The sequence below is a fragment of the Hoylesella enoeca JCM 12259 genome (assembly GCF_000613405.1).
Classification (GTDB): domain Bacteria; phylum Bacteroidota; class Bacteroidia; order Bacteroidales; family Bacteroidaceae; genus Prevotella; species Prevotella enoeca.
The window spans coordinates 1-14,684 of the sequence record NZ_BAIX01000048.1 but is presented as its reverse complement, the minus strand read 5'-3'; the positions used below and the strand labels follow the sequence as shown (position 1 = coordinate 14,684).

Here is a 14,684-nt window from a genome sequence, read left to right as displayed (position 1 = left end):
TATAAACAAAGGGCTTTTCGAAGTTCCCTTTGTTCCTTTTCTTATGCCCTTTTGCCAACCCGGCAAGAGGAAAATAAGCACGATTTATTCATTCTAAACATAGTAAATATGAACAGAAAACAGTTAGAGAGAATGGGCTACGTGAAGCCCGAGTGTGAAATCATTGAAGCAGATGCCGAGCAGTTTATCTGCACGTCGGTTCATCCGCATACGGGATCCTACGAGGAGGATTGGGATCCTGATACCGAAGTAGACGGCGGAGAAGTAGAATTAGAGTAAGAAACTAGTAAAACAACAAACAATGAAAGCAAAAACAATAACATTGGCATTATGTCTGCTCGCAGGCTTTGCTTCGTGCAGCAACAACGAAGATAATAACAACGAGCAAGAAAAGACCACGCAAGGCCTGCAATTCAGTTTTACCGAAGAAGATTTCGGTGCAGACGAAGAGCAAACTCGTACAACAGTAAACCACAAACCCGAAATCGTGGATCTGGGCGACTGCGAGGCCGAAGTAACCGTTGAGAACGAGCCGGCACAGCCCCAAGCGCATACACGCACCATCGCAGGTCCTACCCATTACACCATCCGCGCTTATCAAGGCGGCGCGTTGAAAGGTCAGATCAGCGGAACATTCAATGGCACAGTCTTCACGCCCGACGCCAGTTCGAGCGACAGAATGCTTCTTCCCCACGGCACATACGATTTCGTGGCTTATAACGACGATGTAACTGCTTCGGGGAATGATCTCACCGTGACACGAGACAAAGTAGGTACTGCTCGTATCGGAACCACAACAGAAAACATCAATCAAGATCCCAAGCAGTACGTGTCGTTCTCGATGAAGCACGTCGGCGCTCGCCTGCGTACACAGTTCGTTTGCCAGAAAGACCTACCTGCTATTTCAGCTACTCTCGAACCAACGGCAACTAACATTATACCTGTCAGCGTAACTTATAACCCGATGACAAAGACTTATACTGGCACGAATGGTGCATGGACAGCTGAAACCAGCAACTCACCCGCAAGCGTAGAAACCAAATACAACGAATCTGATTATGGAAAGAACTATTCGTACACTTCCACGAGCAATTACCATTACTTCCTGCCCGCTACAGAAGGCTCTAAATTAAAACTTAGTTTCATCACAGGCAAAGTGTTTTGGAAAGCCACTCAATCTGGTACACTCTCACAATTAAACGGAACATTGATGATGCAAGCCAATAAGTCGTACTTGGTCAAGATTAAACTCAAACCTAATTATCTTTATCTGATGAGCGACGGAACCACTGGTCACTTCAAAGACACTACTTTTGGTGGCGGAAGTAAAACCCCAATTGCCGTAGTAGTAGACGAAGCTAAACGTACAGCCATGGCATTATACACAGTTAATGTGGGGAGTAATTATCAATGGACTTCTCCTGCCTACTACACTACTCAAGTAAACAAGGATATGAAGACTACTTTGGCGGATTTACTTACATTAGAGAACGGATACGATGAGACTTGGGATGCTAGCGCCAGCATGGATAATATAACAGTGAAAGGGAACAGCGCAGATTTTCCTGCGTTTAAAGCCTGTGATAATTATACGCCCTATGTAAGCATGAGTGGTACGATGGTAGGCAAGAAATGGTATCTACCTGCATATGGTGAATGGAAATACGTATTCAGCAACCTTGGTTTCGGCGATATTTCCACTATTACGAAATGGGATACCTACCAGTGGTACGGTAGATTAGCCAGTGGAGCTTTTACTCAGGTAAGTGGTTCTGGCTTTATTGGTGGCTCATACTATTGGTCGAGTTCTGAGTACAACAGTAGTAACGCCTGCTTCGTGTACCCGACCGAGAGGTACATGAATTGGGGTTACTACGGCAGCCGTAAGGATTATGTAGCACGGGTCCGTCCGTTCATCCATTATTAATTTAAGAGATAATCGTATTCTAAGTTAGAAGGCAAGACCTTTCCAAGTTGGAAGACGATTGTGTTCTAAGTTAGAATCCTCTTGTCTTCTAACTTAGAATGCAAGAGGACTTTAAGTATCAATCCTCAAAGGTGTAAAATATAAACAGAAAATCAAGGCGAGATTTGTTACAGACTCGCTGTAATTATTTAAACGTAAAAGAGATGTTTTCATTTAAAGTCATTGAAACAATCCTTCGGGTTGGTCCGAAGAAGGGGCAAAAGGCTTTCACGGCCGTGCCCAAAGCACAAGCAAAGTTTGGAGTGGATTGGCTGATCCAGCGCATCGTGCGCGAAACGTCGTTGAGCGAGGGCGATGTGCGCAACGTATTGATTACGCTCCGCAACATCATCATAGAGGTGGTGACGCTGGGCGGCTCCTTGGATCTCGGCGACATCTTCTCATTGCGCGTGAGTATTCCCGGCAAGATGATCGAAAAGGAAATCGATGTCACTGCCGACACGTTGAAGCGTCCGCGCATATTGGTGCGTTGGAAAGAGCCCATCAGCAAGGCATTGAAGCTGATTCAGGTGGACGTGGATAATCCGAAGCGCAAGAAGATGAAACAGCCGAAGCCATAACATGCCTCTCGATCTCCACAAATCGAGCATAATTGAGATTGCCGCAAACGATTAAGGTTTGCGGCAATCTTTTTTATCCCGAATGTTAAGCAACGTCTGTGAAAAGATCTTCGTCTTTTCGACAGGTTCCGATGTTCCCTTATCTCGGGGACAGTTCAGCATTCAGTGCATATTCGCATCAACAAAAGACAGGGGTAATAAATCCTTGACACTACCCACGGCATACACTGCCTGCGTGCCATAAAGCAATATTCTGACAGGCCGTTTGTAGCGATCTTCCATCTCTAAAATCACTTGCCGACACGCACCGCATGGTGTAATCGGATCTTCCAAAAGTCCATTCGAATTGGCGGCAGCAATGGCTAAGGTTGTAATTGGCTGTTCGGGCTGTTGCGACTGAGCCGCAAAAATAGCCGAACGCTCGGCACATAAGCCCGAGGGGAATGCAGCATTTTCTTGATTGGCACCGATAACGATTTGTCCGTTGGCCAACCGCAGCGCTGCTCCTACATAGAAATGACTGTAATTGGCATAAGCATTATGGGTGGCCTTGATGGCTTCGCGCACCAATTCTTGCTCTGATTCGGGCAGCTCTTCCATGGCATACCGCTCGATTTTAATGTCTACATGTATTTCTTCCATAATTGATTTGATAAATTATTGTTTTCTCTTTACTGGGTGACTCTTTTCTCTTCACTTCCTGTTTTGCTTGTATTCGAAAGCGCCGATATCCGGTTTCTCATCCGTTTGGCGCCTTTGCGATCATTGATAGGGGCTGTCTGGGAGTCTGCTTGATCAACGGCGATACTCGAACGACGCAAGTTAAAATTATAGTTCATGGTTCGGGCGTCTACCTTTATAAAGTTTTTAGCGCCCATTCGAGTCGTATCTGCAACCTCTTCATAGACAACTTGCGTGAAATGCACACTGTCTTTGGTCATGATCTTGGGCGTGCGGATGATGCAATGATCAAACAAGTAATCGGACGTTGCAGGTTGGTCGCCCGGCTCTATCACGCAAACATCATCGGCATATCCCGTTATCAGCGTATTCCTGCATGTCAGATGCGGGACCGCCCTACCCTGCTCGATCCATCGAAATGCCGCTCCTCGCTCGGCATCAAAGGGATAAAACTGTGCAAAGGTGCAACCGTTGATCTCCGTTTTCCCGCCTTTCAGCAGGACACAATCGTTCAAAGCATTGGTTATTTGGCAGTTGATCAACTTCACATAAGCCGTATTCACCGCCAATCCATATCCTTTATTATTGTGTATTGTGACCGCATTCATCGTCAGTTTCAGTTGGTTTACGTCGGCCGAGTCGACCGAAATCGCATCTGTTGCACTGTGAATATCTGCATAAGTCAGCATATTCCCATAAGAAGAACGATGCAGACGAATGCCGCCCCATTGTCCACTTACACGATCATAAGGCAAGTAATCAAACAAATGATCTATCCTGTCGCCCCGTAAAACGACATTCTGCGCCGGTGTACCTTCGATCAACAACCTACCGAAAACGTCCATCTGGGCATCTGCATGAAGGTAAAGCGTCGTTCCCGCCTCTATTTTCAGCGTGGCCGCACTGTCTATCTTGATTCCGCCGTAAACGATAATTGGGTGTCGGCTTGCAATTATCGAATCGCGTTGAATATGCAGATCTCGCAACATAACGGCATCCCAGGAATAGGCTTTGAGGCTTACTCGCTGTTGCACTCCGCTCTCCAAAGTGAATATCAGATTGTCTTCAATCTTTTGAGGAGCCTCTTTTCCCGTGGCCGTAGCGGTCAATTCGACAAACACTCGCACGCTATCTTTGCGGCGAATTTCGATGTCTCCCGTTTGATAACCGTTTGTTTCACCCAGATAAACACCGTCAACATTCACCCGAAATCCCGTCTGATTGCCGCGCTCCAACCGCACATTGGCACAGCGCAGTCCGCTTCCCGACCGATTATATACCCAGAAAGTCTTGGTTGCCGCAGGCACTTTGGAAAACACTGTGTCAATAGACAGTGTGTCAATAGAGAACAACAGACGATCGGCAGACGACGAGCCAAACCGTTCATCATCTGTACACGACGCCATAAATGCAGTCAACAATATGGCAAAAGTTAATATCCATCCTTTTCTCATCCATTGAATAACGTCGTTTGCACCTTATTATTATAGTATCAGACACAAATAAACGAAAAGGCAAAAAATAATAACAATAATTTTGTGCATACGAAATAAATACTTATCTTTGCATCCGCAATCAAGCAGGGAAACCTTTCTTCAACGAGAAGAAACGCCGATATGGCTCAGTTGGTAGAGCAATTCATTCGTAATGAATAGGTCCCCGGTTCGAGTCCGGGTATCGGCTCCAAGTCTTAAATACACTTACTGCGGTAATAGCTCAGTTGGTAGAGCACTAGCTTCCCAAGCTGGGGGTCGCGAGTTCGAGCCTCGTTTACCGCTCCAAACCTTTCCTAACACACGAATTTTCATCTCTCATTCTTTATTCATTTGGAGCTATTGCGCTAATTGTCTGTATCTCTTTGCGTGATAATATATGTATTCACGCATCTCAATTAAGCATTAATCGGCGTGCAACTAACTGTCAATCGGCAGGCAATGAATGCTTCATTGCAGTGCGAACAACGGTTAGTTGCAAAGTCAAATCTAAGCCATTGCCATTCAACTTTTCTCTACGCAAACAATATCGAATATCCATTGATCTTCCTCTCACGGTTAGAAGATAAATTACTTTTATTCATTTTTAACTTGGGATAATTGCAAGAAACGCATCAACTTAGCAATATTTTTAGTAACTTTGCGGGGTTTTAGGAAAGGATTTAACTATTTGACTGATTTTCAAATGGTTATAATGAGTAAGGGATTTAAGATGAGACAATTAAAGATTCAGAAGAGTATCACCAACCGTTCGAGTGAGGCATTAGATAAATACCTTGTAGAAATTGGGCGCGCACCTCTCATTTCGATCGAAGAAGAGATTGATTTGGCGCAGAAAATCAAGAAAGGAGGTCCCGAAGCACAGCGAGCTGAGGAAAAACTGGTCACTGCCAATCTGCGTTTCGTTGTTTCCGTAGCTAAGCAATATCAACATCAGGGACTCTCTTTGACCGATCTCATTGACGAAGGAAATATCGGTCTGATCAAGGCCGCTAAGAAATTCGATGAGACACGGGGATTTAAATTCATCTCGTATGCCGTTTGGTGGATTCGGCAAAGCATCTTACAAGCCATCGCAGAACAGAGTCGCATCGTTCGGTTACCACTCAATCAAGTGGGTTCATTAAGTAAAATCAACCACGAAATCAATCGTTTTGAGCAAGAAAATCAGCGTCATCCTTCTGTTTCCGAGCTTTCTGAAGCAACGAAAATTGATGAAGAGAAAATCGGACAGAGCTTGATGGCCGACGGGCATCATGTGAGTATTGACGCACCTTTTCAAGAAGGAGAAGAAAACTCAATGCTGGATGTAATGGCGTCGGGTGACGACAGTCGTACAGATAAGCAAGTTGATCATGAAAGTATGGCTCTTGAGCTAAACAATGTGCTGAATAAAGTGCTCAAAGATCGAGAAATCACAATTATCCGAGAGTGTTTTGGTATCGGATGTCATGAAAAAGGACTGGAAGAAATCGGTGATCGGCTCGGACTGACACGTGAACGTGTGCGGCAAATTCGCGAAAAAAGCATTGCCAAACTGCGTGACAGCGGCAATGTCAAGATCCTGATGAAATATCTCGGATGAGCTTCTGAGATTCACTCTTATTCATATCTCCCCACCTTTTTTGCAGAGGTGGGGATTTTTTATTACCTTTGTCGTCAAACAACCTTGATGAGCATACAGTGCAAACGCATATTCGGAATTACACTGGTAGCCTTGATTTGGGTTATCGGCATGGCTGCAAAGATCCGTCCGGACACTTTGATGATTCGTCGTATTTACAACTATCCGCAAACGGTTGACACCACAGGGCTATATCATTCATATACATATTCATATCGTCGGCATACGATTCATGTCAGGAAAAGAAATTTTACGTTATTAGCGGTACCATCGATGTATTTCATTGCACATGGTGATAACCGTAAATATATCAGTGAGGCCTATGACAAAATTACATTTAACGGCCAACGGCAATTTAACACACAACGGATGATTACGCTGACCACAATTCCTCATCATCGTAAAACGATGCCCACATTGTTGAAATATCTCACTCCTCAAATCTATAACGAAACGATCATTGAGAATCATTTGCTCTCGCCATTTAATCGTCATAATCATGTATTTTATCGCTACAAAGTGACCTTTCTACTGAATGGGACGGCAAGGGTATCGTTCAAGCCGCGACAAAACAACACGCAGTTGATTCGCGGTATGGCACTGGTTGACTATGCAACAGGACGTGTCAATGAGATGACTTTCAGCGGAGAATATGATATGATCAACTTTACACTTCATTTGATCATGGGTGAAACGAAACGGAAATCGTTGCTTCCGGAGAAATGCGAACTGTCTTGCAATTTCAAATTTATCGGTAATTTGACAGAGGCTAAATATATTGCTTACTATGGTTTACCTAAGATTTTACCCGATTCCATCGTAGATTCCGACGACATTGCATTGATGAAGCAAGTTCGTCCAGATACTCTCGACCATGAAGAACAAACCATTTATGATCAATATTACGAAATGGCTGCTCGTAAAAGTGCTGCACCGGTGGTCGAAAAGAAAAAAAACAAACTCAAAACCATCTTTTGGGACATCATCGGGGATCATCTTGTCAATCGCATTAAATCCAACTTCGGCGATAAAGATCAAGGCTATATCCGCATCAATCCCATTGCAAATCCTTTGTATATGGGTTACAGCCATCGACGGGGAATCACATATAAGTTCAATATTAGAAGTAGTTACAACTTCTCGGACAACTCGGAATTGTGGGGAGTTTTCAAAGCCGGTTACTCGTTTAAGCAACATCAGTTTTATATGCGGGTACCGATGATCTATTATTATAATAAGCACCACAATGGATTTCTCCAATTGGAGTTTAACAATGGAGACCGTATTAACAACACTTCTGTGTCAGATCACATCGAGATAACGACCGTACCAGGGATTATAAACCGCATCTCAACACCTTTAAAGATATGAGTCTGCGCGTGGTTAATAATTATGACATCTCTGATAAATTCGGTTTTCAAATCGGTTTTATTCTTCATCGACGTACAGCTCTAAATAAAGCAGCTTTTGAACAAGCCGGACTGACCTTTCGTTATCGCTCTTTCGCTCCTGTGGTTGAGTTGGAATACCGCCCGTTCGGATGGAAAGGACCGATCCTGACATTGGATTATGAGCGAAGCATTAGAGGTAGTCGGCAAGAAAATACGGCCTATGAAAGGTGGGAGATAGATGGCCAATACATTCGCAATATGAGTCGATTGCAATGTCTTTCACTGCGTTTAGGTACAGGATTTTACACCTGGAAAGATCACAATTCATGTTTTCTTGACTTCGCAAACTTCCGTGAGAACAACATACCCGGTGGTTGGAATGATGAATGGAGTGGTGAGTTTGAGCTCTTGAGCAGCAAGTGGTATAACGAATCCAAATATTATGTACGAGCCAATGCCACCTATGAAAGTCCGTTATTAATCACCAGTCGCCTTCCATGGGTGGGCCATTTCATCGAGACCGAACGCATTTACGTCAGTGCATTATCGGTCAAGCAACTGCATCCTTACTTTGAATTAGGCTACGGATTCACCACTCGACTCTTCTCAGTTGGTATGTTTGTAGCCAATAGAAACGGTAAATTCAGTGGTTTCGGATGTCGATTCGGCTTAGAATTATTCCGCCATTGGTAATTCATTCGTCCTTTTTAATTTTATAAATTGATGATGATATGCTTCCTCAACAACAGCAATTGACAATCTATAAAGCCAGTGCCGGCAGTGGAAAGACCTTTACGCTGGCCACGGAATACATCAAATTGCTCATCAATAATCCACAATCTTATCGCTCAATATTGGCCGTTACTTTCACAAATAAGGCTACGGAAGAGATGAAAACGCGCATTTTGAGCCAACTATACGGTATTTGGAAACAGCTACCCGACTCCCAAAGTTACATGCAAAAGGTAACGGAAGAGCTCAAAATTCCCCATTCCATCGCGGCTAAACGCGCCGGAATGGCACTCGGTTATCTGATACATAATTACAGTTATTTCAGAGTTGAGACGATCGATACATTCTTTCAAAGCATACTTCGTAATCTTGCCAGAGAGTTGGATCTCACTGCCAATCTGCGGATTGAACTCAATGATGAGCAAGTCGAACAGCAAGCCGTAGACGAATTGATTGAGGAGCTTGATGCAACGAGTGAAGTGTTGCGATGGATTATGGAGTATATCCGCGGCAATATGGAGGATGAAAAGAGTTGGCATGTTATCGGAAAAATCAAAGATTTCGGTCGAAATATCTTCAAAGACTATTACAAATCAAACAGCAAAAAACTCAATTCTGCACTCAATCAGAAGAATTTCTTTGCGGAATATACGGCTAAACTGCGTAAAATCAGAAAAGAGTCGATGGATCATTTACAACAATATGTTGAAAGTTTTTTCGATATTTTGGATGAAAACAACCTCTCGACAGCCGATTTTGCATACAATACAGGCGGTGTTTGCGGCTATTTTCAGAAATTAAAAAACGGCATTTTGGATGAAGATAAATTACTCACCAAACGCGTTTCAGAGGCAATAGAGAATGCAGAAGCATGGGTCAAGAAACAAGAAAGACATCCTGACAATCCCGTTTTTGCTCTTATCCAAACTACCCTATGGCCTCTGTTACAAGACATTGAACGTATCAGACCTCAGCAGACAAGGCTCTATAAATCGGCCGATCTCACCTTGCGCCATCTCAACCAACTCCGATTGCTCAGTTGCATAGATGCCAAAGTCCGCGAAATCAATAAAGATGCAAACCGTTTTTTGCTCAATGACACGCAATCATTGCTCAACACACTCATTGCAGACAATGATTCTCCGTTTATATTCGAGAAGATCGGAACCCAACTCGAACATATCATGATCGACGAATTTCAAGATACCGGCACGTTGCAATGGCGCAATTTCAAGATTCTTTTGCTTGAATGTATGAGTCGGCAAGGCCAAGGCAATATGCTCGTCGGCGATGTCAAACAAAGCATTTATAGGTGGAGATCGGGCGATTGGAGACTTCTCAACAACATCGAAGGTGAATTTGGAAACAGAGAAAATGCCATCATCATTCGACATCTCGGCACCAATTATCGATCAAATCGGCATATTATCGAGTTTAATAATGCTTTTTTCAAATCGGCGACGGCCATAGAATACGCAGAGCAGAGCGAGAATTATCCTGCTGGAGCAGAGGAATTGAAGCGTGCTTATGCTGATGTCGAGCAGCAAGTGCCGATTAATCGACCTGCCGAAGGTTTGGTTCGCATCGAACTTTTATCAAAAGTAGATTATCAAGACAAGATGTTGGAGCGATTGAAAGATACCATTCAAGAACTGATTGACAGCGGCATCCCCACCGAAAAGATGGCTATTCTTGTCCGATCGAATAAACACATTGAGCAGATTGCCGATTATTTTGCGCAGGAAATGCCCGAAGTGAAGCTCGTTTCGGATGAAGCCTTCCGTTTGGATGCTTCTCTTGCCGTGAATATCATCATCGATGCACTCCACCTCTTGACACATCCCGAAGATCAAATCACCACTGGGAATCTTGTCAAAGTATATCAAAAATATATCGCCCATAGTGATTTGGGAGACAACAAATTATTAATCCGCGGACAAGTAACGGCCAATCATCTTCCGAAAGCATATCTTTTGGAACGCGAAAAACTGTTAGCGATGCCGCTGTTTGACCTTATTGAGAAACTCTATCAGATCTTTAAGCTCGACAGCTTGAATGAGCAGAGCGCGTATGTGTGTGCTTTCTATGATCAGGTAAATCGTTATTTGGCCAATAACACGGGCGATATAGACACTTTTGTCAACGAATGGAACGAGTCGATTCACCGAAAAACCATACAGGGTAACGAGATCAACGGAATCCGGCTACTAACCATCCATAAAAGCAAAGGTTTGGAGTTTGACAATGTCTTGATGCCTTTCTGCGACTGGCAGCTTGAAAAAAACGGTACAACAATTTGGTGTTCGCCCGATGAAGCACCGTTCAACGAACTGCCGATTGTGCCGATCTATTTCTCGGCTAAGCAAATGAAAGGTAGCATTTACGAGCAAGATTACTTCCACGAACATCTGCAAAACTGCGTCGATAATCTCAATCTGCTTTACGTTGCATTCACTCGAGCCAGCAAAAACCTATTTGTTTTCGGCAAAAGAAATGCCAAGGACACTCGTTCTTATCTTGTTGAACAATGCATTGAGAGGTTAAACGAGGAATTTACGGACCATATCTGCACCGGATTGGACGATGAAAAGGACGAAAATATCATATTCGAGTATGGACAGTTATCAATAGACGAAATGTCGAAAGGCATAAAACAGACTGCCAATGTGTTTAATCAACCCATTGCGATCAACCCATTGAACATCGAAAGTTACGAAAGCAGCGTGCAGTTTAAGCAAAGTAACAAAAGCCGCGATTTCATCGAAGATGACGAAAATGCAGACAAGGATCTCTCATATATTCAAATCGGCAATGTGCTTCATCATCTTTTTTCTACGATTCGAACATTGGCCGACATCGAACCTGCTCTTAAACAATTGGAAAGCGACGGCATTTTGTATGACGAAAACGTCACCCAAAACCGCTTGGTCACCATGCTTCGAAAGCGACTTGATGATCAACGGGTGGCAGCATGGTTCTCGGATAAATGGCAACTATTCAATGAATGCACGATGCTCTCCATCGATCCGGAAACGAATGAGGTGCGAGAGCACCGTCCCGATCGTGTGATGACCGATGGAAACGAAATGATTGTGGTCGATTTTAAATTCGGAAAACCTCGCCCCGAATATCAAAATCAAGTGCGAGGCTATATGAATCTGCTCCGAACGATGGGTTATCCGAACATCAAAGGCTACCTATGGTTTGTGTATAGCAATGTGATTGAGGAGGTGAGATGAGAACATTCTTAGAATATGTAGCACAAGACATCATCGCAAAATACGGTACGGACTTATCGCGAATAGCCGTAGTCTTTCCGAATAAACGCGCCTCTCTGTTTATGAATGAATATTTGGCTCGCATCGCAGATAAGCCGATTTGGAGCCCGGCATATATCACAATCAGCGAATTATTCCGTCAACACTGTTCGCTGATGATAGGAGACCCGATCAAACTGATTTGTGATCTCTATCAAACATTCATCCAATGCACGGGTTCGGACGAGTCTCTCGACCACTTTTATGGATGGGGACAACTGCTCCTCAGCGACTTCGACGACATTGATAAAAACTTAGCCGACGCGGAAAAGATATTCCTTAACCTCCGTGACATCCATGAGTTTGACGATGTTTCCTATCTTTCAGACGAACAAAAAGAGATTCTTAAAAATTTTTTCAGCAACTTTTCGGATGATCATAGCAGTGAATTGAAACGACGATTCTTGGATTTATGGAGCCATTTCGGCGATATTTATCGGGATTTCAACAAGCGATTAGAAGCGCAAGGATTGACTTATGAAGGTGCTCTCTATCGTAAAGTGGTTGCCGACGAGACTGCTGTCTTTGATCATGAAACATATATTTTTGTCGGATTCAATGCACTTCAACGCGTGGAACAATCATTATTCACTCGACTGAGAAAGGCAAAGAAAGCCAAATTTTATTGGGACTTCGATGAGTATTATATGTCAAACACAGCACCTAATGAGGCTGGATATTTTATCAGGCAATATCTTTCTGCCTTTCCCAATGAGTTGGATCGAAGCGATCAAGAGATCTATGCCAATTTAGAGAAGACCAAAGACATCACGTATATATCGGCTACAACCGAGAATATTCAGGCTCGATACATCAGCAAATGGTTACGGGAACAGGATCGGATTGCTGCTGATCGTCGTACAGCCATCGTGCTCTGCGATGAAAGTTTGCTGCAAACCGTCACCCACTGTTTGCCTCCCGAAGTGACAAGAGTAAACGTTACGATGGGTTATCCATTATCACAATCGCCCATTTCATCGCTTATCAACCTCTTGATTACGTTGCAAACGGCAGGTCATTCGGCTGGTTCCGATCGTTACCGACTACATGATGTGAATGCTGTATTACAACATCCGTATGCTCGCTATCTGTCACCGAAATATGTAGAGCTGTTGAATGAGTTGAATTGTCACAAACGTTATTTTCCCAATCGCAGTGAATTGGCGCTTGACGAGGGACTTTCTCTCCTGTTCAGTGAGATCTCGAGTGAGTCTGTTTCAGATCAGAACCTGAAATTATCTCAATGGATTCTCCGCCTTCTAAAACATATCGGGCAGAATGCAAAAGACGAAATCGATCCGCTGTTTCAAGAGTCCCTATTTCGGATGTACACGTTGATGAATCGGCTTTCCGATTTAATCGAAGCAGGAGATCTCGTTGTCGACCTGATCACTTACCAACGGTTGATCGGCCAACTCGTTCGAAGTACAAGCATACCATTCCATGGTGAGCCTGCTGTCGGCATTCAGATCATGGGCATTTTAGAGACACGAAACCTCGATTTCGACCATGTTTTGGTGCTTTCCTGCAACGAGGGGAATATGCCGAAAGGAATAAACGATTCTTCTTTCATCCCTTATTCCATCCGCAAAGCCTTCGACCTCACGACGATCGATCACAAGATGGCCCTTTACGCCTATTATTTCCACAGCCTTGTGCAACGGGCCGAAGACATAACCATGCTCTACAACAGCGCAACAGATGACGGGCACACCGGCGAAATGAGCCGTTTCATGCTCCAATTAATGGTGGAAAGCGGGCACCATATCAAACGAGAAGCGCTTCAAGCAGGACAAATCCCGCTCGTCTTACAACCCAAACCCATTGCAAAAAGCGCCGAGGTGATGAATATTCTATACGATTTCGACAAGATTTCGCCCACAGCCATCAATCGATACATCCGCTGTCAATTGCTATTCTATTATAATTGTGTCGCAGGAATCAAAGAGCCGGATGAGGAAAACGAAGATTTGATCGACAATCGGATGTTCGGTAATATTTTCCACAGAGCTTCCGAACTGGTTTACAATCGCTTCATGGACCGACATTACATGATACACGCAGCCGATATCGACGAAATGCTTAAACATAGCGAGCAAATAGACAGCATCGTGGATCAGGCTTTCAGAGAAGAACTCTTCAAAGTTGATCGAGAGGGATTCCGCCCCGAATACAACGGTTTGCAGCTCATCAATCGCGAAGTCATCATCAGCTATCTGCGCCAATTGCTCGAAGCAGACCGCCGACTTGCGCCTTTCAGCATCAAAGCGCTGGAACAAGACGTCTACACAACCATCAACTTCAATAGCAACAACAAGGAAATATCACTCCAAATGGGCGGTTTCATCGATCGAATGGACTATATCGACCAGCCGCCCGAAGGCCCACGAATCCGCGTTATCGACTATAAAACGGGCGGTTCGCCATCAAGCACCACAGCCACGATCGAAGAAATCTTCGAGGGAAAGAGCATTCGCACAAAGCATACGGATTATTATCTGCAAGCAATCCTCTATTCATTGATCGTCAAGCGTTCACCGGCATGGAATCCGGAAGCCCTTCCCGTGAGTCCGGCTCTCCTCTTTATCCAACACACCAAAGGCGAAGATTATGACCCGACATTGTTGCTCGGCAAAGAGAAAATCATCGATGCCGACCGTTATCGTGAGGAATTTGAAACGCAGTTAAAAGCATTGCTCAGCGAGATCTACGACCCAAACCTCGCTTTTATGCCAACCGCCGACAAAGAGCAATGCGCCGGTTGCCGCTACAAACGCTTGTGTTGGAGCTAAATATTTCGGGATGCCCCGACGAGCTGCCCGGAAGAAAATGACGCGTCGGGGAGGCCCAACGGGCAAAAAATTAGAAAAACAGCGTTTCCAAGTAGTTGGAAAGCCCG

The 14,684-nt window shown here is 44.2% G+C and carries 10 protein-coding genes and 2 tRNA genes; 10 read left to right on the top strand and 2 right to left on the bottom strand.

The window, feature by feature from the left end; translation table 11 throughout:
- Positions 1-108: 108 nt before the first annotated feature.
- The 3 genes from JCM12259_RS16795 (at position 109) to JCM12259_RS10910 (ending at position 2,547) form a co-directional block, all read left to right on the top strand.
- Positions 109-279 (top strand): hypothetical protein, encoded by a 171-nt coding sequence (locus JCM12259_RS16795; RefSeq protein WP_156409624.1) that lies wholly within the window; start codon positions 109-111, stop codon positions 277-279.
- Between the two features lie 22 nt (positions 280-301).
- Complete coding sequence (locus tag JCM12259_RS10915) at positions 302-1,927, top strand: hypothetical protein (RefSeq protein ID WP_025066483.1); 1,626 nt, start codon at positions 302-304, stop codon at positions 1,925-1,927.
- Between the two features lie 203 nt (positions 1,928-2,130).
- Positions 2,131-2,547: an HU family DNA-binding protein gene (locus JCM12259_RS10910; protein ID WP_025066482.1), complete on the top strand. Its 417-nt coding sequence runs from the start codon at positions 2,131-2,133 to the stop codon at positions 2,545-2,547.
- A gap of 162 nt (positions 2,548-2,709) precedes the next feature.
- Here the strand turns inward: JCM12259_RS10910 and cdd are convergent, their stop codons facing one another.
- Complete coding sequence (gene cdd, locus JCM12259_RS10900) at positions 2,710-3,189, bottom strand: cytidine deaminase (RefSeq protein ID WP_025066481.1); 480 nt, start codon at positions 3,187-3,189, stop codon at positions 2,710-2,712.
- Positions 3,190-3,218: 29 nt separating this feature from the next.
- Positions 3,219-4,682 carry a right-handed parallel beta-helix repeat-containing protein gene (locus JCM12259_RS15195; RefSeq protein WP_309546423.1) on the bottom strand — a complete coding sequence of 488 codons (1,464 nt, stop codon included), beginning with the start codon at positions 4,680-4,682 and terminating at the stop codon, positions 3,219-3,221.
- A 156-nt stretch (positions 4,683-4,838) separates the two neighbouring features.
- On the opposite strand from JCM12259_RS15195, the gene JCM12259_RS10890 reads away from it, so the two are divergent.
- The 7 genes from JCM12259_RS10890 to JCM12259_RS10865 all read left to right on the top strand — a co-directional run bounded on the left by JCM12259_RS10890 (position 4,839) and on the right by JCM12259_RS10865 (position 14,577).
- Positions 4,839-4,914 (top strand) — tRNA-Thr (locus JCM12259_RS10890).
- Between the two features lie 19 nt (positions 4,915-4,933).
- Positions 4,934-5,009: transfer RNA gene (locus JCM12259_RS10885), tRNA-Gly, on the top strand.
- A gap of 424 nt (positions 5,010-5,433) precedes the next feature.
- Complete coding sequence (locus tag JCM12259_RS10880; RefSeq protein WP_025066480.1) at positions 5,434-6,306, top strand: sigma-70 family RNA polymerase sigma factor; 873 nt, start codon at positions 5,434-5,436, stop codon at positions 6,304-6,306.
- An 87-nt stretch (positions 6,307-6,393) separates the two neighbouring features.
- Positions 6,394-7,716: a DUF5686 family protein gene (locus JCM12259_RS17405; protein WP_234396599.1), complete on the top strand. Its 1,323-nt coding sequence runs from the start codon at positions 6,394-6,396 to the stop codon at positions 7,714-7,716.
- Positions 7,713-8,429 carry a DUF5686 family C-terminal domain-containing protein gene (locus JCM12259_RS17400; RefSeq protein WP_234396598.1) on the top strand — a complete coding sequence of 239 codons (717 nt, stop codon included), beginning with the start codon at positions 7,713-7,715 and terminating at the stop codon, positions 8,427-8,429. The genes JCM12259_RS17405 and JCM12259_RS17400 overlap by 4 nt, the downstream gene beginning before the upstream one ends.
- Before the next feature lie 38 nt (positions 8,430-8,467).
- Entirely contained in the window at positions 8,468-11,707 is a 3,240-nt protein-coding gene (locus JCM12259_RS10870) for a UvrD-helicase domain-containing protein (RefSeq protein ID WP_025066479.1), read from the top strand.
- Positions 11,704-14,577, top strand: a complete 2,874-nt coding sequence (locus JCM12259_RS10865) for a PD-(D/E)XK nuclease family protein (protein WP_025066478.1) — start codon at positions 11,704-11,706, stop codon at positions 14,575-14,577. Before JCM12259_RS10870 ends, JCM12259_RS10865 begins: the two co-directional genes overlap by 4 nt.
- Positions 14,578-14,684: the final 107 nt, after the last annotated feature.